This is a genomic window from Pseudomonas sp. JAI120, assembly GCF_014207255.1.
Classification (GTDB): domain Bacteria; phylum Pseudomonadota; class Gammaproteobacteria; order Pseudomonadales; family Pseudomonadaceae; genus Aquipseudomonas.
This window is the reverse complement of the sequence record NZ_JACHCZ010000006.1, coordinates 219,509-241,455: the sequence shown is the minus strand read 5'-3', so window position 1 is coordinate 241,455 and position 21,947 is coordinate 219,509. Positions and strand designations below refer to the sequence as shown.

Annotated in this window: 14 protein-coding genes and 5 pseudogenes; 11 read left to right on the top strand and 8 right to left on the bottom strand. The window is 52.6% G+C overall.

Going from position 1 to position 21,947, the window contains the following annotated elements; all coding sequences use genetic code 11:
* The first annotated feature begins 6 nt into the window (after positions 1–6).
* Together HDC32_RS26915 and HDC32_RS26910 are read left to right on the top strand one after the other, a co-directional pair.
* Positions 7–2,190 (top strand): 3-hydroxyacyl-CoA dehydrogenase NAD-binding domain-containing protein, encoded by a 2,184-nt coding sequence (locus tag HDC32_RS26915; RefSeq protein ID WP_145338199.1) that lies wholly within the window; start codon positions 7–9, stop codon positions 2,188–2,190.
* A gap of 45 nt (positions 2,191–2,235) precedes the next feature.
* Positions 2,236–3,879, top strand: coding sequence for a fatty acid--CoA ligase (locus tag HDC32_RS26910; protein ID WP_184746144.1), 1,644 nt, complete (start codon positions 2,236–2,238; stop codon positions 3,877–3,879).
* Here HDC32_RS26910 and HDC32_RS26905 read toward each other — a convergent pair.
* From HDC32_RS26905 to HDC32_RS26895, 3 genes and pseudogenes are all read right to left on the bottom strand, one after another.
* A pseudogene (locus HDC32_RS26905) lies at positions 3,876–4,711 on the bottom strand (IS5 family transposase). The gene HDC32_RS26910 and the pseudogene HDC32_RS26905 overlap by 4 nt on opposite strands.
* Before the next feature lie 62 nt (positions 4,712–4,773).
* Positions 4,774–5,163 (bottom strand): annotated as a pseudogene (locus HDC32_RS26900) (oxygenase MpaB family protein); the annotation flags it as partial.
* A gap of 73 nt (positions 5,164–5,236) precedes the next feature.
* Positions 5,237–5,659: an ester cyclase gene (locus HDC32_RS26895; protein WP_184746142.1), complete on the bottom strand. Its 423-nt coding sequence runs from the start codon at positions 5,657–5,659 to the stop codon at positions 5,237–5,239.
* A 132-nt stretch (positions 5,660–5,791) separates the two neighbouring features.
* Between HDC32_RS26895 and HDC32_RS26890 the strand changes: the two genes are divergently transcribed.
* Positions 5,792–6,685, top strand: a complete 894-nt coding sequence (locus HDC32_RS26890; protein ID WP_184746140.1) for a LysR family transcriptional regulator — start codon at positions 5,792–5,794, stop codon at positions 6,683–6,685.
* Between the two features lie 303 nt (positions 6,686–6,988).
* Positions 6,989–7,177: pseudogene (locus HDC32_RS26885) on the top strand (IS5/IS1182 family transposase); the annotation flags it as partial.
* A 447-nt stretch (positions 7,178–7,624) separates the two neighbouring features.
* On the opposite strand, the gene HDC32_RS26880 reads toward HDC32_RS26885, so the two are convergent.
* On the bottom strand, positions 7,625–8,521 hold the full coding sequence (locus HDC32_RS26880) for a LysR family transcriptional regulator (RefSeq protein ID WP_184746138.1): 897 nt from the start codon (positions 8,519–8,521) through the stop codon (positions 7,625–7,627).
* Positions 8,522–8,626: 105 nt separating this feature from the next.
* On the opposite strand from HDC32_RS26880, the gene HDC32_RS26875 reads away from it, so the two are divergent.
* On the top strand, positions 8,627–9,403 hold the full coding sequence (locus HDC32_RS26875) for a class I SAM-dependent methyltransferase (protein WP_184746136.1): 777 nt from the start codon (positions 8,627–8,629) through the stop codon (positions 9,401–9,403).
* 222 nt (positions 9,404–9,625) lie between these two features.
* Here HDC32_RS26875 and HDC32_RS26870 read toward each other — a convergent pair whose 3' ends face one another.
* Positions 9,626–10,345 (bottom strand): SDR family oxidoreductase, encoded by a 720-nt coding sequence (locus HDC32_RS26870; RefSeq protein ID WP_184746134.1) that lies wholly within the window; start codon positions 10,343–10,345, stop codon positions 9,626–9,628.
* A 486-nt stretch (positions 10,346–10,831) separates the two neighbouring features.
* Here HDC32_RS26870 and HDC32_RS26865 point away from each other — a divergent pair, with 486 nt between their 5' ends.
* From HDC32_RS26865 to HDC32_RS26855, 3 genes are all read left to right on the top strand, one after another.
* Positions 10,832–11,047 carry a hypothetical protein gene (locus HDC32_RS26865; protein ID WP_058426048.1) on the top strand — a complete coding sequence of 72 codons (216 nt, stop codon included), beginning with the start codon at positions 10,832–10,834 and terminating at the stop codon, positions 11,045–11,047.
* 201 nt (positions 11,048–11,248) lie between these two features.
* Entirely contained in the window at positions 11,249–11,539 is a 291-nt protein-coding gene (locus HDC32_RS26860; RefSeq protein ID WP_145338191.1) for a type II toxin-antitoxin system ParD family antitoxin, read from the top strand.
* Between the two features lie 2 nt (positions 11,540–11,541).
* The gene (locus HDC32_RS26855) at positions 11,542–11,898 is read left to right on the top strand and encodes a type II toxin-antitoxin system RelE/ParE family toxin (protein ID WP_184746132.1); all 357 of its coding nucleotides are present in this window, start codon (positions 11,542–11,544) and stop codon (positions 11,896–11,898) included.
* A gap of 703 nt (positions 11,899–12,601) precedes the next feature.
* On the opposite strand, the pseudogene HDC32_RS26850 reads toward HDC32_RS26855, so the two are convergent.
* Both HDC32_RS26850 and nhaA read right to left on the bottom strand, forming a co-directional pair.
* Positions 12,602–14,445, bottom strand: a pseudogene (locus HDC32_RS26850) (tyrosine-type recombinase/integrase).
* Between the two features lie 454 nt (positions 14,446–14,899).
* Positions 14,900–16,093 carry a Na+/H+ antiporter NhaA gene (nhaA, locus tag HDC32_RS26845; protein ID WP_184746129.1) on the bottom strand — a complete coding sequence of 398 codons (1,194 nt, stop codon included), beginning with the start codon at positions 16,091–16,093 and terminating at the stop codon, positions 14,900–14,902.
* Positions 16,094–16,477: 384 nt separating this feature from the next.
* Here nhaA and HDC32_RS26840 point away from each other — a divergent pair, with 384 nt between their 5' ends.
* From HDC32_RS26840 to HDC32_RS26830, 3 genes are all read left to right on the top strand, one after another.
* Positions 16,478–17,965 (top strand): SulP family inorganic anion transporter, encoded by a 1,488-nt coding sequence (locus tag HDC32_RS26840; RefSeq protein WP_184746127.1) that lies wholly within the window; start codon positions 16,478–16,480, stop codon positions 17,963–17,965.
* 228 nt (positions 17,966–18,193) lie between these two features.
* Complete coding sequence (locus HDC32_RS26835; protein ID WP_088423780.1) at positions 18,194–19,861, top strand: BCCT family transporter; 1,668 nt, start codon at positions 18,194–18,196, stop codon at positions 19,859–19,861.
* Positions 19,862–20,124: 263 nt separating this feature from the next.
* Entirely contained in the window at positions 20,125–21,744 is a 1,620-nt protein-coding gene (locus tag HDC32_RS26830) for a methyl-accepting chemotaxis protein (RefSeq protein ID WP_184746126.1), read from the top strand.
* Positions 21,745–21,800: 56 nt separating this feature from the next.
* Here the strand turns inward: HDC32_RS26830 and HDC32_RS32145 are convergent.
* Positions 21,801–21,935: pseudogene (locus HDC32_RS32145) on the bottom strand (helix-hairpin-helix domain-containing protein); the annotation flags it as partial.
* Between the last annotated feature and the right edge of the window lie 12 nt (positions 21,936–21,947).

Sequence of the window (21,947 nt, the reverse complement as noted above, 5' to 3'; positions counted from 1 at the left end):
GTACTTATGACTAAGAATATCAATCTGGAAGTCGACAATGATGGCGTGGCTCTGATTACGCTCAATGTGACTGATCGCAGCATGAACATTTTTACGCCTCAATTGGCAGAGGACCTGCAAGCGGTCGTGGCCGAACTCAAGAGTCGATTGGAAGTCGTCGGCGCAGTGATCACGTCGGGAAAGAAAAATGGCTTTATGGCAGGTGCGGATCTGCTGGATTTCGTCACCGCGTACGATCGCGGTCTGACAACTCAACAGGCAATCGCTCTGGTTGCACCTGTTGCAAAGGCCCTGCGCGAGATGGAACGCTGTGGCAAGCCTATTGCTGTAGCCATCAATGGCTTGGCGCTTGGGGGAGGTCTGGAGCTATGCCTTGCATGCCACTATCGCGTTTTAGCTGATGATCCCAACGCCGTTGTCGGCCTGCCTGAAGTAACGGTCGGCTTGCTCCCCGGCGGCGGAGGTACGCAAAGACTTCCCCGCCTGATCGGTATCTCCAATGCTTTACCTTTGCTTATTTCTGGACGTCACATCAGTGGAGCAGAAGCGCTGAAACTCGGAGTTGTTGATCGCCTTCTTCCTGCGACGCAGATTGTCGAAGCAGCAAAGCGCTGGGTACTTGCGAACCCCAGCTGGCAGGCCCCATGGGACCGTAAAGGATTTGTAGTTCCTGGAGGAGCGGGAGCGATGGCACCAAATGCCATGGAAAATTTCAGCCTGGGCCTTGCTAAAGTCCGACGTGATACTCAGGACAACTATCCAGCCCCGACCGCTATCATGTCAGCGGTATACGAAGGGACACAGGTACCGATCGATAAAGGGCTGAGCATAGAGCAAGGGTATTTTGGTCAGCTTTTGGCAGGCCCCGTGGCGCGGAACTTGATGCGCACAATGTTCATTAATCGTAATGCGGCCCGAAAGCTGGCGCGACGACCACCTGCGATTGAGAAAATGCCCGTGCGCCGCCTTGGCGTTATTGGAGCGGGCATGATGGGGGCCGGAATTGCTCAGGTAGCTGCCGCTGCCGGCATTGACGTAGTTCTGATTGACATGTCGCAGGATGCCGCTGAGGCAGGTAAGGCAAAGGTTGCCGCAGGCTATGCGCGAGATGTCAAAGTTGCGCGCTCTACGCAAGAAGAGGCTAATTCACAGCTGAAGCGTATTCGTCCTACGGCCGATTATGGCGACCTGATCGGTTGCGACTTTGTGATTGAAGCGGTGTTCGAGGATCGAGGTATCAAAGCTGAGGCTTTCCAGCGTACGCAGAAAGCAGTCAAATCATTTCCTGCGCAGTTCGTCATAGCGTCAAACACCTCGACGCTGCCTGTCACTGGTCTAGCTGATTTATGGTGCAAACCTGAAGACTTCATTGGCTTGCATTTCTTTTCGCCAGTTGAGCGTATGTCCCTTGTGGAAATCATCCTGGGCAAACACACGTCGCAGCAAACACTCGCTCGTGCCATGGATCTTGTCGCCCAGTTACGCAAAATTCCGATTGTTGTATGTGACAGCCCTGGTTTCTATACCAGCCGAATTTTTTGTGCCTACATCGACGAAGGCATGTCCATGCTGGCCGAAGGCGTAAGCCCTGCCTTGATTGAAAACGCTGCTCGCCAAGCCGGCTTCGCGACGAGTCCTTTGGCTGTCACCGACGAAGTCTCGCTGGATCTGCAGAATAAAGTTATCAAACAGGCGCGCGCGGACGAACTACCTGAGCGATTTTTGCGAATACATGCCCAGCCTGTGGTGGACGCAATGGTTTCCATTGGGAGGCTCGGTCGTAAAACCGGGGGCGGATTCTACGATTTCATTCCTGGACAACCGAAGCAATTGTGGGGCGGATTATCAGCGTTGTTTAACGTGCTGGCGGCGCAGCCTGACGTCACCGAGGTTAAACATCGCCTTCTGTATATCCAGGCACTTGAGTCGGCACGCTGCATCGAAGAACAGGTCGTGTTGGAGGCCGCAGACGCCGATCTGGGTGCTGTTCTGGCCTTGGGTTTTCCCAGCTGGACGGGCGGGACACTGTCGTTGATTGAAACCGTTGGTGCAACGCGGTTTGTTTTCGAATGCGATCGGTTGGCGGACAAGTATGGGGAGCGGTTTCGCCCTTCGCCATGGCTACGCGAGCGCTCCCTCGAAGCATCTCCTTTCTATCGAGTGGCTAACGTATCCGAAGAGCAGCAATAAATTGCCGACCTCAAGCAGACCGTTGAATCTGAGAAGATAAAAATAATGACTCCCTATTCGTATCCCCTAATTATCAAGCAGTTGCTTGTGTCGCCAATCGCGCAACGCTCCAATCAAGAAATTGTATATCGCGATCAGGTCCGGTTCAGTTACCCCCAACTGCTGGAGCGCATTGCGCGACTAGGCAGTGCGCTATCGACATTGGGTGTAAAAATTGGCAGTACCGTAGCTGTACTGGATTGGGACAGCCATCGGTACCTTGAGTGCTATTTTGCCGTTCCTATGCTTGGGGCGACACTGATGAAATCCAACGTTCGACTCCCCCATGACCAAATTGCTTATACGCTCAACCATTCAGGAGCCGACACTTTATTGGTCCATGTGGATTTTGTACCGCTCCTTCAAGAAATTCGAGCGAGTCTTGCCCATGTGAAGCACATTATTTGTTTAAAGGATGATGGGCAAACGACTGATGGTTTTGATTGGGACGGTGAGTATGAGTCCTTGTTGGGTAAGGGCAATGCTCAACATGAGTTTCCAGACTTTGACGAAAATACTCGTGCAACGCTTTATTACACCAGCGGCACAACTGGCGTCCCGAAGGGCGTGTATTTTAGTCACCGCCAACTCGTGCTGCACTGCCTCACAGTACTGGCCAGCGTCTCGCAAGCGGGCGAAAACGGAAGACACTCCCGTAATGATGTGTACATGCCTCTGACCCCCATGTTCCATGCACATGCCTGGGGCTATCCTTACATAGCAACGCTCTGTGGTTGGAAACAGGTCTATCCAGGAAAATTCGACGCAGGCAATGCTGTACGGCAGGCCATGACTGAAGGAGTGACCTTCTCTCACTGCGTCCCGACCGTTCTGGATATGGTGCTCAACTCCCGCGAAGCGCAGGGCGTTGATTTCAACCACTGGAAAATACTTATTGGCGGGAGCGGAATGCCACGTGTTCTTGCTCAAAAAGCGCTGGATCGGAATATCGATGTCTATTGCGGCTATGGGATGTCCGAAAGCTGCCCACTGCTCACATTGGCCCAGGTAAAGACCGACACATTGGCTCAGGCTGAAAATCCGCGTGAGAAGGAACTCGACCTGCGTTTGACCCAAGGTATGCCGATACTCATGGCCCAAGTTCGTATTGTCGATCAGGATATGAACACAGTACCCGCCGATGGGGTGGCCATCGGCGAAGTGGTGGTACGCACCCCGTACCTGACTGCGGGATATCATAACAATCCAGAGGCTTCTGCTGAGTTGTGGAGGGGGGGCTGGCTGCACACTGGAGATATCGGTCGATTCGACGCTCACGGCTATCTCCATCTCGTCGACCGTCAAAAGGATGTAATCAAGAGTGGAGGTGAATGGATTTCCTCAATCCAACTCGAAGACCTCATCAGCCAGCACCCAAGTGTGCGGGAAGTAGCGGTCATAGGAATAGAAGACCCGAAATGGGGCGAGCGCCCGGTCGCACTGATTGTACCGAACGAACTGGAAGGTATGACCATTGACAAATTGAAGGCTCACTTGCGTGTCTTCGTAGAACTAGGTGAACTTCCCTCATTTGCGGTGCCGGACTGTTACTTATTCGTTGATAACTTAGCAAAAACCAGCATTGGAAAGTTAGATAAAAAGCAATTGAGGGCTGATTTCAAAAATCAGGCGCAGTTACGTTCTACCTAGGGGTTGTCTGAAAAGTCAGCCCGCAAGCATTTCTCGATACAGACCAGTGTAACCATGGCTTTGAAGCTGCTCGCCAGTTTTTCGTATCGCGTACAGAGCCGACGTTTTTCTTTCAGCCAACTGAACAGCCGTTCGATCACGTTGCGCTTTTTATACTGTGGCCTGTCGAACAGTCGAGGCTTGCGATGCATCTTGCGCAAGGGAATGATCGGCTGCATGCCGTAGCGGTCACAGTACTGACGCAGTATCTGGCTGTCATAGCCCTTGTCCGCCAGTACACATCGGCAACGCTTACGCGGACGACCCTTGCTACCTGGCAGGCTGATCTGTTCCAGTAGCGGCATGAAATAGCGCGAGTCGGCTTCTTGACCGGGCGACAGCATAACAGCCAGCGGGAAGCCATGGCTGTCGCAAGCGAGATGTATTTTGGTGGTCAATCCGCCTCGGCTACGGCCTAGGCAGTGGTGTTGCGGTTCTTGCGGGCCCCTTTTTTTCCAGCACCGCTGGCCGCTCGGGTAGTTCGAATCGATGTCGAATCGACCATCCAGGTATCCAGATCGATAAAGCCGTCTTCGCGCAAACGAAGGTGTAAATGGCGCAGAACCTGCTCAAAAGTGCCGTTGTCACGCCATTGTCGGAAACGCTAATAAACGGTCTTCCAAGACCCAAAGCGCTCTGGAAGATCTCGCCATTTGGCACCAGAGCACAAAATCCAGAAGATTCCGTTAAGCATCTGGCGGTCATCGCACCTTGGCCGCCCCATGTGTTGAGGAGGAGAAACGATGGCTTCGATCGCCCAACGCTCAGATGAAATTTCATAGCGGCCTGTCATGACGGCCCTCTTGGCAATCAGAGGGCATCATTTTAGCCAAAGAGACTTTTCAGACAAATCCTAGCGGCGTAACGCCCCCCATCAACAGCAGTTCCAGTAATTTGCAAATGAATGCAACGCACTTTTTCGATCAGACACTCAGCATCCTGTCGTGAGCCAAAGGTGGTTCCAGAAACAAACAATCCGGTCCGCCGCAATCGGCCAATCATATCTTCACGAAAAGTTGAGTGATACCATATACCTGCCAATGCAAGCGGGTTAATGCTTGCAACATTAGGGAGCTAATGCGACCGATCAGCATGCTGCTGTAGTCCCCATGCACCTGCCAGCAGATCGAATTCAGTCCGAAAAGACCTGGATCACCCTTGGTGATTTTTCAGAGCGATTTTGCCAAGAGACAGACCGGTCAAACTCATAACCTGGGTTTCGATATAACAACGAATAGATTCCACGAAACCTAACTTGGAAAACACAAGCAATTAATGTACTGTCTGGCTTTTTAAAAAACCAGACAACACAATCTACTTAAGCGTACTCAATAATACCGAGCTGCTTCGCCATAAACAACTCATTTCGCTCAACAATCTCCTCGACAATCATTCCATTTGCATTGAATCGAAAATAGGTTAGTGCCGTCCATGAAAGGTCTTTTCCTGTGACATCAAATCCGTGCCAAGTATTAGAGCCCTTTGCCTGATGCATTAACGCCACCACTACTACATCGCCAGCCACAACTTCTTTTTGGAAAGTCGTACATATAGACTCATATCGATCAGTTACATTCAGCTTCAAAGCTTCTTTAAAAAGCTTCACCCCCACGATAGGGGTAACACAGTCAGGTCGGTGAACAATGACATCATTCGCAAAAAACTCGCTGACACGATCCACATCTTTCCCATCAACGCAGAATTTAAAATAGCTTTTTACTAATTCTAGATTATTACTCAATTTAAATTCCTATCGAATTTCCTCCAGCTCAGAAAATCTTTGCTGCAAGGGATAGAAATAGATTAACGGTAGCAATTAAACTGGAAAAGCCTATAACTGGAAATGACATTTTCGCTCAATGGAACAATGCTTATGGATCGCTGGACCGAATATGAACTGTTTGTAAAGGTCACAGAGCTGGGTAGCTTGAACAAGGCAGCTGAGGCGCTGGGCCTATCCAATGCTGCTGCAAGCCGCCACCTAGCGGCGCTCGAAAACCGTCTCGGCGCGAGATTGATAGAGCGCAGTACCCGTCGATTATTTGTGACTGAGATTGGAAAGGACTTCTATAACAATTCCAAAGCCGCTCTGCTGGCCATGCAAGGCGCCACCGACGCCGTCTCCGCGGCCAAAAGCCACCCAATGGGTGTATTGCGTGTTACCGCCTCTTTATCGCTGTGCTTACAGCATATATTGCCACTGCTGCCTAACTTCAATCAGCAGTACCCAGATGTTCGCTTGGACATTGTTGCTGAAAACCGTTATTACGACATCATTGACGATAACATTGATGTAGCGCTTCGGACACGTGAAAGTGAGCCTGACACCAGCCTGGTGATTCGGCGCTTGACTGAGACACGGCGCACGTTAGCCGCATCGCCTGATTATTTGCAACGTCGCGGCTGTCCCGAGCACCCGAAGGCATTAGTGAATCATCAACTTTTGCTTTACACCTACGCCACCGCCCCTTACGAAATGGTTTTCCGGCGCGAGGAGGAATCCATCACGATCACGACAAAAGCATCTCTTGAGTCCAACGATGGTCAGCTCTTGCGGGCAGCAGCACTGCAAGGGTTAGGGATACTTGCTCAGCCCACGTATGTTATACACAATGATATTGTTGCGGGTCGATTGGTTCCAGTATTAGCCGACTGGAGCCTACCCAGACTAGCCATCAATCTTGTTTATACATCGCGGCAGCATTTGCCTGCGAAAACGCGCGCATTCATCGATTTTATCGTCAAAGAATTTAAGCACTTAGACTAACGCAAGGACTGTATGGCATGCGGCACCGAATGAAGACGGCTCAAATATCTAATCTGCTTTTATACAGGTCGAGGTAGGAACAGCAGTTATCTGCCGCCCACGCACAGATCCGTACATGCGGAACTACCGCATACGGCTCCTGCCTCGGGTATGTGACGCAAAGCTGTTGGCGCTGATGCGGTTTTGACCCAGGTTACTGATTTATCTGCCCCATGTGCAGCCTCTGGAATCCCAAGCAAGGTCATGATTGCTGAGTATTCGAATGGGTTAATGACTTCCGGCGGCTTGGGTCAAAATCGCATCAGCGCCAACATCGAGAGCACCAAGACGATGATCGATTGGGTTGAAGCGCAGTTCGACATCAAGCCGCAACGCCTCATCGACGATACCGAGTACGGTACAGCGCCGATGTAGGCCTGGATGGTGGAGGAAAAGGACATCGAACCTCACGTGCCGATGCGGGACAAAACCGAGGCCAAACAATCCAACGTAATATGGAGATCCACTAATAGCCATCCGAATCCAACTGGATCTCTGTCAGAAAACCGCCAGTCGCGATCGCTCGCACACCCGGTTCAAGTGGGGGAAACATTGGGGGCATATTTGAAATTTTTCTGCCTGAAAATACCGTCCTAGAGGCTAGTCAAAATGTTTTTTGGAAGCTCTGTCAACATGGAGCAGCTATGACTGACAGCTCTCGGCCGATTCTGTTGAAAAAGTCGGTCTGCCCAAACTGCCTGATCATTTACCGGTGAAAATGCCTTTTTTGCACACTGCTACGTGAAATCCGAGTCCGGAAGCCTCTGCCAAAAGTAAAGATCTCAATCTCGGACGCGTACTTTTTTGATGCGCAAACCAGGGCCGACTTTTTCAACACAATCGGCCAGAAGCAGTCGTTCAATTCTCTACAAAATCAGGGGCGGTTCATTGAAAGCCAGATTACTGGTCGCCATCCTCGTGAGCCATCTGGACAAACCGATATAGCGGTGAGTCTTCTGGCGCATGTCGATATACCAGTGTGAGAGGAACCGTGTAGCTGGATTGAGTATCAATATCTCGATATTTCACACTTTCTCGATGCAACGATCTCAAGGTCTCAGGCACGATAGTGATCCCCTTGCCCGCTGCAACCAGCGTGACTGCGGAAAGCAATCTCGGTACATCGGCTACGATGCGCGGCGTGAACCCGGCCTCTAAAAAGGCAGCAAAAAGCACGTCTTGGATGCCTGGTCCACTAGCCCGCCGATAAAGAACAATGCCTTCTGCTCTCAAAGCTGACAAAGCAATGGGACCGGATTCCTGCGCCAGATGATGTCCGATCGGCAACGCGACAACCATGGGCTCTTGACACAGTACAACCGATTTCAGCATGGGATATCGCAGAGTTGTTGATCTTACAAACACAGCATCCAGCGACTCCTCCAACATCGCGTCAAGTAAATCCCGCGTTGTATCTTCGTGAGTATCAAGCGCGACTGTTGGATATCTCGTGTGAAATGCCCGTATCAGCTGAGGAACTTTTGGGTGCAAGGATGCGGAGCTCGTATATCCAACGGCGATCCGTCCATACTCACCGCGAGCAGCCTGCTGTGCCCGCATGACCGCCCGATCTACGTTGGTCAGCAGCTCTCGAGCTTCCTTTAAGAACACATGGCCCGCTGCATTGAGACGAATGCTGCGAGGAGTGCGGTCGAACAGTTGCACCTCCATTTCGCGCTCCAAATCCCGAATTTGTGAGCTGAGTGGCGGCTGCTGAATATTGAGTCGCTGCGCTGCACGAGTCATATGTTCTTCTTCGGCGACCACAACGAAGTAGCGCAAATGACGAAGCTCCATGACAACAATAACTTTTATATATGCTTATGATATTTTTGATATATTTTACATTGAACATGAGCCCCCATACCATCTTGTAGTCGCAATCATTTGCAGGGTCTGGTTATGAGTATCGACTTCCATTCCAGTAACAACAGGTATACCTACGCCGCCCGAGACGCCGACAGCGGATGGGCAACGGCTATTAATTCCATGCTCGCCCCATCAGGTAAACGCGTGGCGGATATCGGATGCGGAGGCGGGATCTACTCCATCGCATGGAGCAAGCTGGGAGCTAGCGAGGTTACTGGCGTCGATTTTTCCGCCGAGATGGTCGCCGCCGCTCGGGAAAAATCAGCAGGGCAGCCTGGAGTCTCCTTCCAAGTGGGCTCCGCTGAGAACACGCACTTGGCGAATGAAAGCATGGATATTGTTTTCGAGCGTGCACTTATTCACCACCTCAAAGACTACGACGCTTGTTTTTCCGAAGCTTTTCGCGTGCTTGCCGCTGGCGGGAAGCTGCTCATTCAGGATCGCACGCCTGATGACGCGCACGGTGCTGGGTCGCCAGTGCACATTCGCGGGTATTTTTTTGAATGCTTTCCTCGACTACAGGAAATTGAAGCCAGCCGAAGGCCTACTGATGATCGAGTTGTAAGCGCCTTATTGAAGGTCGGGTTTGAAAACCCACAGGCTATCCAGCTCTGGGAAATCAGAAAGATCTACGAGAATTTTGAAGACTTGGAATCTGACCTGCGCAATCGTACCGGCCGATCTATCTTGCACGAACTTGATGATGAAGAGTTGACCCACTTGATCTCATTCATTGGTGCCCGTGTCGATACTAATAAGCCGATCAAAGAAATGGACCGTTGGACATTATGGCTTGCTGATAAACCTTAGGCTGGCTTACGATTTAAATTAATGTGTGGCTGCTCTGGGTCGAAGGCTGCTGCCCACTAGTTACTGTTTGAACGCATCTAGATCATTGATGACGTCCAAACTTATCCAAACACCGCTCTGCCAATAGTTTGTTTAAAGTTTGGCGTGACAGTGTAAGCTTCAATAGAAACGTAAGCCGAGCTTAGTTTTTTTGCATCATATGGCTGAGGGACTGGCCGATCATCAGAAGCGCTCATTGAATATCGCGGGCAAGGTGAGCTCCTTGACGAAGCTTGCTGAAGATAGGCTTAAGGTCATGCGAACTACCTGTACGACGTCATGTACAGGAATCAAGTAGCCTTCACCACGTTGCTCGGCAACCCCCCTCGGAGTACTCATTAGGTCTTCGGTATTTAGATCGCCTAAGTTCAAACAGGTCACGCCCAGGCGTTGCTGTCTGTAACCTTCGCGCAATGCATCGGCGATACCACGCAATGCAAACTTCGAGGCTCCAAAAGTGACTTCTGGTCTACCACTTTGCGGCAAGCCAGAAGTTGAACCAGTCAATATGATCCTTGGGTTAGCGCTTCTGAGCAGAACTGGGAGCAGCCGCTTTATCAGCATAATGGTCGAAGTGATATTACAACTGACAATAGCTTCCACTTGGTCGTCGTTGTCGGCCAAGAAGTTGTATGCGGGATTGAAGGCAAACTCTTCCCATATTCCTAAGTTGTAGATCAGCGTATCAAGCCCATCATCCACCACGGCCTGCTCGATTATTTGAGCAGCCTTTACGGGTTCACCAAGGTCTGCTTCTACCCAACGCACGACGACACCGGCGTTATGTGCAAGGTTTGTGGGGCGGGTGCGAGAGACACCTATCAAGGTGTCCCCATGCTCGCCCAATCCGTCAATTAGAGCTCTGCCCAACCCCTTGCTTGCCCCGACTACCAAAGTTCTCATTATTGCCTCCTTGACCTACGCGGCCACCGCATGGCGTGTATGTAAGCACACGATTAATCGCCTAGAAACAAAGGTACTCTTTTCTGATACTCGTAGGAAAATGCTGGTGATCCTCTCGGTAGGGCGGAAGCGGACGCAGAGCGAGCGTCTGCTAATGGCCGATTGTGTTGAAAAAGTCGGTCTGCCCAAACTGCCTGATCATTTACCGGTGAAAATGCCTTTTTTGCACGCTGCTACGTGAAATCCAAGTCCGGAAGCCTCTGCCAAAAGTAAAGATCTCAATCTCGGACGCGTACTTTTTTGATGCGCAAAGAACCAGGGCCGACTTTTTCAACACAATCGGCCGTCTGCTGCCTGTCGAAACGGCAGTTTTTGGCGAATGCTGACCCTCACTCTAAACCGTTTCATGCACTTAAATCACGGGTGGCTAAGGACATCCGCCTCCCCCGCTGCTACGCTTTCGGCTCCTTCATTGGAGTCGAAACAATGCCCACTGAATATTCACTGCCTGATGTCCTTGAGCGTCTGTACCAAAACCAGCTCGCCTTAGAGGCGGCGGTGATGGAGTTGACGTTGTGGATTGAGCGCAAGGGGACGACGGACACAGGCGACAATATCCGCGGCGCGCTACAAACGATTGGAGAGAACGCCGGACACATCAAACAAGGCTTGGCAAAACTGAAGGCCCGAGGCCCACACTAATTAAGCTGTCCACGACGTCCCACATGCGACAGCCTTGCTTGGACTTTGTGCGCATACAGTCCGGGCCATCTGTTCGGCGCAAAGGATGACCCCACACCTTACAGTTCGTAAGATACAAATCCCAAACTCCCTGCTTTTATGTAAAATGGCATAATATGCCAACGATCGAAACAATATGTTTGCCCAGAGTTGGAGCTAATGATGGCGACGCGAAACGTTGTGCTCACCCCTCACCAAGAACAGGTCATCCAGGACCTGGTCCAGTCCGGCCGTTATCAAAATGCCAGCGAAGTGATGCGAGAAGGTTTGCGTTTACTGGAGCAGCGCGTCGCCGAAGACACTGCCAAAATTGAGGCGCTGCGTCTGGCGACCTCGATAGGCATCACGGATCTTGAACACGGGCGCTTTACTCAATTGAACGAAGGGCATCTGGAGCTTTACCTAGAGGGCTTGAGCCTGGAGGCCACCGCTCTCGCGAGCGAGAAACACTGAGCATGCCGCAGTATCGGATTTCAAACGTGGCGCGCGCCGACATTGTCGACATCCTCATGCTCTCCCAAACGCAGTTCGGCGATCAAGCACGCCAGCGCTACCAGACGCTGATACTCACGGCGCTGCAAGCTCTTGCCAGCACGCCTTATTGCATTGGCAGCCACGACCGCGATGAGCTCGCACCGGGCCTTCGAAGCTATCACTTCACCTATTCACGCCAGCAGGCCAAACATCTCCATGGAGCGGTCAAAAGCCCACGCCATATCGTCTTCTATCGTATGGTAAACGACGACCTGATCGAGGTTGTCCGACTTCTTCATGACGCCATGGAGGTGCAGTTGCACTTGCCTAATGACTAATCAGCGATCCAAGAAACAGACATGACTGGCCACGAACAACGAAGGTGATACGCTCCCTTTAGATCTCAACCTCCCCCCACGCTTCCCGCCGACTCGACGGCTAATTGAAGCACGAGACTCTAGGCCCGATTGGACTATCGAGATCTACGACCACAAACACGATGCTCAACTCTGCCCGTCACTTTCAACACCGATTGTGTGTCTAGGCACCTGGTATTACGCTCCTACTGCGGATGGATACAAACCTGAATCTGGCAAATTGGTCGTTCGATGAGTCGATATCCTTAACCGGAGTTGTCCGGGATGTCTTTCAGGACATGTATTGTAATTGGCATCACGAGATGCTCATGCTCTTCGCGATGTTGCAATGGTGCTGGCCGCCCGAGGGATCGATCCTTGCCATTCAGGTATACGGGTCACATTGAATACCAGCCACGACCACCCAGATCGGCGTCAGAAATCGCCGTTCGCGATCGCCTGTACACCCGGTGTGAATGGGGGCATAACTGGGGGCATAATTCGTTTTTTTTCAGTCTGTAACTACCGCCCTAGAGCCCAGTCAAAATGTTTTTTGGACACTTTAACCTTCAGGGGACCATCGACCTTCGCGCGCGCCTCCAACGAACACCCGAGTGATGAAGGGAGTTCACCGGCAGCAGTAAATTCAGTGGCAAGCCCCGCCACTTCCTCCGAAGATGGTACGTTATCTCGGACTCAGGGCCTCGCAGACAATCCGCTCGGTAAACTCGAAATTATCCGTAGTGAGCCCATCGATTGGCGAACGACCCTTCAGTCGCTTATGGGGCTCACAGACCGTCCGATAGAGCCTCCACGCATCGACATCCGGAAACCGCGCCAATGCAGCAAGTACCAACTTGTGCCGCAGTGGATCAAGCTGCCAATCAGGAATGCGCTGACCGCGATTCCCAAGGCTCAGGGACAACAGGCGCCGAGCTTTGATATCGCGGTTGATCTGATCTCGGGATTTGCCTGCCAGTTTGGCGAAGACAAGCAGCGGCAAATTATTCGAAGCTTCATAGGCGGCTAGCATCTCGGCGCGCTGACGTTGTATCTCAGATACTTGGGGTTCGCGCAGCTGTTCAGTCTGCGTTGAAGCAGATAGGACAGGTGAATACTGATCCGCGTTAAGGAGCGGTTCGTTGCTGATGGACTTTTTTTTAGATGCTGAGACCGTCGTCGCTGGGAAGCCACTGCTGTACAGAATGGCGTTTGTGTTCGCGCTTTCCAACGAAGGTAACGAAGCTGCGCCCTCTAAACGAATAGTAAGCGGAGAGCTTGCCGCTTTCAGCTGGCCCTGCCCCCACAGATCCAGGCGGTTCGCCCAATCCTGCATCATCGTCCGACGCTGCTCCACGTAGTCCGCGTGATTGTAGGCCGCACTCACCTTGTCCGGATCGGCATGAGAAAGCTGAGCATCCACCCACACCTTCGGGTATCCGATCTCGTTCAGCGCCGTCGAGATCGTTGCCCTCATGCCGTGACCGGTGAGTTGATCGGCGTATCCCATCCGACGTAACGCGCCATTCAGCGTGTTCTCGCTGATGCGTTTGCTCAGGTCGCTTCGATGCGCAAACAAGTAGCGCTGCGCGGGAACAACCTGGTCCAACAAATGACGCACGATCTCCAGCGACTGAACCGACAGCGGCACGATATAAGGCGGTACATTTTGGGTCTGCTTACCTGGCTTTCGCATCGCTAACTGGAGCTGCTTCACCACCTCCGCCGGTATGACCCACAAACGCTTCTCCAGATCGAACTGGTCGGGCGTCGCCAACCGCAGCTCGCCCGTGCGGACACCGGTCAGCAGCAACAACCGAAGGCCAAGCCGAGTTTGATTGGCGCCACCGTAGTTTCGAAGAGCAGCCATCAATGCCGGGAGCTCGTCCATACGAAGAAATGGATTATGCGTAACCGGAGGTTTGGGGAGTGCAACTACATCAAGGTCTGAAGCTGGGTTGTGTTCCAGCCCTCAATCTTCACCAGCGCATAGCGGAACAATTGGTTGAACCAGGTCCGGCATTTTTCGGCAGTCGTTAAGGCCTTGCGCTGTTCGATCCTGCTCAGTAAATCCAATAGATCGTGACGATTGACATCGTAGATAGAACGCCCACCCAGCAGGGGCAGGACGTCTTTACTGAAGATTCTCAAGATCTGCGAGAGCGTGCTCTGGCGCCCTTCCTTCAGACTTAGCCTGCGGAACTCTACCCACTGATTGAACACGGCCTCGAAGGTATGCTCCGCCGCAAAACGAACAGCACGACGCTGTTGCTTACGGTGCTCATAGGGATTGATGCCTTGGGCGACCAAGGCGCGCGCCTCGTCACGCCGGGCACGGGCTTCCTTAAGGCTGATTTGCGGATAACTACCAAGAGACATGCGTTTCTGCACGCCCGCCCAGTAATATCTGAAACGCCAGATTTTCCCGCCGCGTGCGGTCACGTTGAGCGCAAGCCCATCCGTGTCGCCTATCGTATAGTCATTGCCGGTGATTCGGGCTTGCCGAACGGTCGTACCCGAGAGTGCCATAGCGAGCTCCTGAACAGAGTCAGGGCCAGATGCTCGTCTCGCTATCCAAGCTGCTCCAGCAAAAAACCGATTCAGTGCACATCCAAATTCAAGATTCTCATTCGGGACTTAAATCGGGACTTAAAAGCACTGGATGGAGCTGGATTTCAGTGGTTCCCGCTGGAACGAAAAAAGGGCCTAAAGGCCCTGATTTCAATCACTTACAGAATTCAGTGGAACTCTGTAGCGCAATATTTGGAGCGGGAAACGAGACTCGCATCTGGCGTCCGCCCCATTGAAATATAAGGGGTTTCTTTTCTTGCCGAAGCAGGAAAGTACTCAATTCTGGACTTATTTTAGGAGCATCTCAAGACCAAAAAATTGATCGAACAGCAGCATTCATTATGCTTGAGCCCGTCGGCGCGACTGGATGCTCATCCCCCATGCAGCTATCAACGGACAGATATGCTCAGGATTAACCTTTAACCTTCAAAAGAACAGCAACACCGAGGACAACGGAAAGAATAGAGCCCATAAGCACTCCAACCTTCACCTCATCGACCAAATGGGGGTTAACCGGGAAGGCCAGCGCCCCGATGAAGAGGCTCATTGTGAAACCAATGCCGCACAGCAGCGCTACACCGTACAGCTGAGACCAATTACATTGCTCAGGCAGCTTGGCCAGCCCTGCGCGAATCGCTAGCGCAGCCAAACCAAACACACCAATTTGCTTGCCTAGCAATAGCCCAAGCGTTACCCCCAGAGGTACCTGGTCGATCAGGTTATTGGGAGATATACCGGCAAGAGACACTCCAGCATTGGCAAAACCGAAAATGGGCACAACAGCGAAAGCGACCCACGGATGCAGCTTTCCTTCCAGGTGGATGAGCGGTGATTTGCGCTCGCTGCTCGCCGCCCGCATCGGAATGCACAGTGCGAGAATGACACCGGCCAAGGTCGCGTGGATACCCGACTGAAGCATAAAGAACCACAGCAGACCGCCCGCTATCAGGTAAGGCCAGAGCCTGGTCACACCGAATCGGTTGAGCATCACCAGGAACACAATAACGCCCAGTGAGGCCAGCAACATACTGATCGACAAGCCGCTGGTGTAAAACAGAGCGATGATGAGCACAGCACCTAGGTCATCAAGAATCGCAAGCGCAGACAGAAAGATTTTCAACGAGATGGGCACACGTTTACATAGCAGCGACAGTACGCCCAAGGCAAACGCAATATCGGTCGCAGCCGGAATAGCCCACCCTCCCAAGGTTTCGGCGTTACCCCAGTTGACCGCAATATATATCAAAGCAGGTACAAGCATGCCGCCTAACGCGGCGAATCCTGGAAGAGCGCGCTGGCTCCAGCTCGATAACTGGCCGACCAACATTTCGCGCTTGATCTCCAACCCCACCAGCATGAAAAAGACCGCCATCAGTCCATCATTGATCCAGTGCTCAATCGAGAGGCCAACGACTTTTACATGCAGTGACGAGAAGTAAATGTCTGCCAACGGAGAGTTAGCAACGAAGAGTGCTATCAAAGCAGCGGCCATGAGTATCAGGCCACCCGCTGATTCCGCGGCCAAGAAACGGGAGAAAAAAGCACGCGTGGCGGGAGATTCACGATGGCCGTGGGTTTTATCCGGACGTGAGGATTTCAAGCTCATAGGCACAGTCACTCCGCGCGGCGGCCCGACCTGCGCTGAATTAAACCTGCCCTCCCGCGTTTTGCGGTGACACCCGCGGGATATTCTACATGATAGGTTCCTGCAAGACCGCCTATCGGTTGTACGAGTGCGCTACGGCGGGTTAATATCCCGTGGTCTGTCTACGTACGCCGAAGGACTTACCTTGCCACGCTCGAACTGGCTGCCTACGCCGCCATAGCGCTCCGCCCCCTCGCACGCCCCTGACCGCCTCCTAGCTGCGGTCGTATTTTGCTGCGCCTGCTTTTTTGGCCGCGGCCATTCCACAACTCAATTGAAGACACAAGCACACACAGCTCAGTGCTAACAGCTGCGCGGGATGTGGTGCCTGCCATGGGTGAATAAATGTTTGAAAAGATCAAACTTGCTTGGCTGTCAAATATCCGAGCCGATGTCCTTGCGGGCCTCGTTGTTGCACTGGCGCTTATTCCAGAGGCTATTGCCTTTTCTATTATTGCCGGCGTCGACCCCAAGGTTGGCCTTTATGCCTCTTTCTGTATCTGCACTGTGATCTCGTTTGTTGGAGGGCGTGCGGCGATGATCTCGGCGGCCACCGGCGCCATGGCATTGCTCATGGTCAACCTGGTCAAGGATCATGGCCTCCAGTACCTCCTCGCCGCCTCGCTGACGTGCGGCGTACTTCAAATAATCGCGGGCTATCTGCGGCTGGGCGAGCTGATGCGCTTCGTATCGCGATCAGTCGTCACAGGATTCGTTAACGCCTTGGCGATCCTGATTTTCATGGCGCAGCTGCCAGAACTCACCGGGGTAACCTGGCCCGTTTACGCCATGACTGCTGGCGGACTGGCGATTATTTACCTGTTCCCAAGGCTGCCGGGCGTAGGAAAACTGCTCCCCTCGCCGCTCGTATGCATCATCGTGCTGACTGCGATTTCGATCTACATGGGCCTGAATATACATACGGTGGGCGACATGGGCTCGCTGCCTGATAGTCTGCCGATATTCTTGTGGCCAAGCGTGCCACTAAACCTTGAAACACTGATGATCGTACTGCCGTACTCTGCCGCGCTGGCAGTGGTCGGTTTGCTGGAGTCGATGATGACGGCAACCATCGTCGACGACCTGACAGACACGAGCAGCGACAAGAATCGTGAATGCAAAGGCCAGGGCATCGCCAACATCACCAGCAGCCTCATTGGCGGCATGGCAGGCTGCGCGATGATCGGACAGTCGATGATCAACGTTAAATCTGGCGGACGAACCCGCTTGTCTACGCTGAGTGCAGGCTTTTCACTGCTGATCATGATGATCTTCATGGGCGACTGGCTCGCCCGCATACCGATGGCCGCGTTGGTCGCCGTGATGATCATGGTCTCCATCAGCACCTTCAGTTGGGACTCCATCCGCAATCTCAAAGACTATCCGCTCTCAACGAACATCGTGATGTTGGTCACGGTGGTCGTGGTCGTCGCGACCCATAACCTGGCCTACGGCGTTGTCGCAGGCACCTTGCTGGCCGCCATGTTCTTCGCCAACAAGATCGGACATTACCTGGAGGTCACTTCTCAGCATGACCCCGCACATGCCCATCGCACTTACTACGTCACAGGCCAGGTGTTTTTTGGCTCAGCCGACAGGTTCACTGATTCGTTCGATCTTAAGGAACGACTGGAGACCCTGACCATCGATCTTCGAGAGGCCCACTTTTGGGATATAACTTCAGTCGCTGCGCTCGACAAGGTAGTACTAAAGCTGCGCCGAGAAGGGGTTCACGTAGATGTGATCGGGATGAACCAAGCTACGTCCACGATCGTGGATCGCTTTGGCGTTCACGACAAACCCGATGGCATAAGTAAGTTGATGGGGCATTAATCTGGCCCGCGCAAACCTGTTCATTGCACTCAATCGAATAGATTGCAGCCCAAAAAGACGTCATGTGACGGTGACATATTCGATCGAAGGGCTATGCAACCGGCAGGTTTTGCCGGGTTTGTTCTCAAAGCTTGTTAGGATAAAGGCGCTTACATCTCGTTTTACCATAGGAACAGCGGGGATAATGACAACTGCGCGTTAAAACGCGCCAACAACAAGGAGATTCTCATGGTTGAAAAGCCTACGGATGATCGGCCTAACACCCCTCACGTCCCTAGTGAGGACGGTATTCCTGCTCCTAGTGGAGCTGCCAACCTGATCGACACTGACTACGTCATCGGTCAAGACAATATCAAAGGAGAGTTTTCGTTCTCGCTCGATATCCACGGCAAAGTATTTATCATTTCAGCCGCCACAATTTTACTGTTCGTGATTTTGACATTGGCACTGCAGAATGAAGTAGAACCCCTCTTCAGCGCCATCCGGAACTGGTTGACTAGTCACCTCGCCTGGCTCTTCATGAGCATTGCGAACGTCTTTGTGGTGCTGTGCATTGCGCTGATTTTCTCCCCGTTGGGAAAGGTGCGTTTGGGCGGCAGAGATGCCAAACCAGACCACTCCTACGTCGGATGGTTTTCAATGCTGTTTGCCGCGGGCATGGGCATTGGCTTGATGTTTTATGGCGTCGCCGAACCCATGTCGCATTACGCGGCGTCCATGGGAGGCGTGACAGTCGATGCGAGCGGCGTGCGTACGGACTGGGCGCCGTTGGGTGGTGCAGCAGGCGATATGAAAGCATCCGCCGACTTGGCAATGGCCGCTACGATCTTTCACTGGGGACTTCATCCCTGGGCGATCTATGCGATTGTGGCGTTGTCCCTGGCGTTGTTTTCTTACAACAAGGGCTTACCGCTTTCGATACGCTCGATTTTCTATCCACTGTTGGGTGAGCGCGTTTGGGGCTGGCCGGGGCATATCATCGATATCCTGGCGGTATTCGCCACGCTATTCGGGTTGGCAACCTCTCTGGGCATTGGTGCAGAACAGGCTGCCGCGGGGATTGAATATCTCTTCGGGATACAATCGACGAATCTCAGTAAAGTCGTGCTGATCGTTGGCATTACCTTGATCGCGCTGTGGTCAGTCCTTTCCGGTTTGGACAAGGGCGTCAAAATGCTTTCCCAGATCAATATGGGACTCGCATTGCTCTTACTGGTGTTTATCATCGTAGTGGGACCGACCTTGGCCATCTTCACAGGGTTCTTCAAGAACCTGGTGACGTATGTTGAATACCTGCCAGCACTGTCAAATCCATTCGGCCGCACTGACACCCAATTCACCCAAGGCTGGACGGCCTTCTACTGGGCGTGGTGGATCAGTTGGTCGCCATTTGTAGGCATGTTTATCGCGCGCGTCAGTCGTGGTCGAACGGTCAGAGAGTTTCTGATCTCGGTCTTGCTCGTTCCCTCAGTGGTGTCTGTGCTATGGATGACAACGTTCGGCGGAACGGCCATTGACCAAACGACCTTACAGGGCCTAGTGGGCGTCAAGGACGCTGTGCTGGAGCTGAAGTTGTTCGCCATGCTGGGAGAGTTGCCTCTTAAAGAGATCACCTCCTTCCTGGGCATCGTTCTGGTCATTGTATTTTTTATTACCTCCTCGGACTCAGGCTCCTTGGTAATCGACACGATCACCGCCGGCGGCAAGGTGGATGCGCCTGTGCCTCAACGAGTGTTCTGGGCTGTCATCGAGGGCGTAATTGCGATTGCCCTTCTGTTGGGTGGGGGGCTGGTTGCACTGCAGGCAATGGCAGTATCCACAGGTTTACCTTTCGCAATCGTTTTAATGCTGGGATGCATATCCCTAGTGAAAGGACTGATGTCTGAGCCTCGTTAGCAAATAGGGCTTTAGCTGTCAGCGCGCAGCAAACATACCCGTTACGCCATCGCCTGGGGCGATGGCGTAACGTTGGCAGCAGAACTCCCTACTAAAAACTCCAACGTAGAGCAGCACTGTCGCACTGATATCAGCGAGTGCATCGCCGGGTGCGCGCAAGCGACTTAGGTGAGCACTTAAAAGCGAGAGGCCTGATTAAGTTTATTAACGTCAGGTCGATAGTCTAGATACCTAGATCACACCCTCGCAGTCAGGAAGCTTGCATGCACTTTAGAAACCTCAACGTAGCTCCACGAGCGTCCTTGTTTTTCGCGTCAATCATTTTGTTGGTCTTTGTGCTCGGCGCAGTTGCCGCTCTGCAGATGGGCAAGCTGCGTGACGCCGAAAAAGACGTCGAAACCAATTGGCTTCCAAGCATCCGACAAACGGCGTTGATGAATGTTGGAGTAATGCGACTCAGGCTTGAAACTCAGCGTGCGCTTGCTGACCCTAAAGCACTTCAATCGACGGTTGCGTCTTTCGCAGGCTACCGTAAAGCTTTCGCGGATGCGGTGCTGAATTATGAACCGCTGATCGCTAGCAACGACGAGCGCACACGTTATCTAGTGGTGAAAGCGTCCGCTGATGCATACGCCAAACAGTTGGATATGCTTGAACCATTAATGGCGAGCGGTGACATACCTGCCGCTGTCAACCTGGTGAGTACAGGTATCAGGCCGTTGACGAATAGGATGGAGGGTGAGATCAAAGCCCTGACTGACTTCAACAACGATGGCGCAACAGCGGCTGGGCAATACGCAACCAATACTTACTCCGACGGTATCTGGGTAATCATTGGCCTTATTTCAGTTGTCGTAGTCCTAACTGTGGCGTTGGCAACACTTCTGACCAAGAGCATTACGGCCCCAATCGGTGCAGCGTTGTCTGTGGCAGAACGCATCGCCGGCAGTGATCTCTCCAAAGAAGTGCACGTCAGCGGGAAGGATGAAGCCGGACGCCTGTTAAAAGCGCTGGCCCAAATGCAAGAGAACCTTCGCAGAACCATCATGCAAATCGGAGACTCATCTACACAGCTGACCTCAGCTGCGGAAGAAATGACAGCGGTCACTGAGGAATCCAGTCGAGGCCTCATCTCTCAAAATGATGAGGTCAACCAAGCTGCCACTGCGGTAACTGAGATGAGTGCGGCGGTTGATGAAGTGGCCCGTAATGCGGAGTCGGCCTCGGAAGAGTCGCGTCGCACCCAGGACTTTACTGAGACCGGTTTAGAGCGGGTCTCTCAAACGTTGAAGTCGATTCAAAAACTCAGCGGCAATGTTGAAGCCACGAGTGACAAGATTCAGGTTTTGTCACAGCGGGCTCAAAGCATCAACAAAGTCGTCGAAGTGATTCGTGCAATCGCAGAGCAAACTAACCTTCTGGCGTTGAACGCAGCGATTGAAGCTGCCAGGGCTGGTGAGCAAGGCCGCGGCTTTGCAGTCGTTGCTGACGAAGTAAGGGCGTTGGCGCACAGAACGCAGTCTTCCACTCAAGAGATCGAACAGATGATCTCCGCAATGCAGAGCGATTCAGCTGAAGCAGTGGAAGCCATGAGTAAAAGCAAGGAGCTAGCAACCCAATCCCTCGATGTGGCACAGGAGGCCAGCAGTTCACTGGATCAGATCGCCAAGGCCATTACCCAGATTAATGAGCGAAATATGTTGATCGCAACTGCGTCTGAAGAACAGGCTCATGTTGCCCGAGAAGTTGATCGTAATCTCGTCAGCATTCGAGAGCTTGCCGTGCAAAGTTCTGCAGGCGCCAGTCAAACAGCCAGCGCATGCGGGGAAATGTCTAAGCTGGCGGTTGATCTTAATAAGATGGTGAATCGCTTCGTTGTTTGAAAAAATGAAGCAGGATACTCGATGTGTGCCTGACGCGATGAGGGCTCTCAAACGGATCATGAGACACGCTGAGTGCTTGACTGGAAGTCTTTTGCAAGCTTAATGGCCGAGGTAATGGCAGCCCGCGCTTGCGGGCTATTCCTCCCGCACATCGATCCGGTTACGGCCGATGCCTGAGCCAGGGTGTCACAAGCATTCACCAT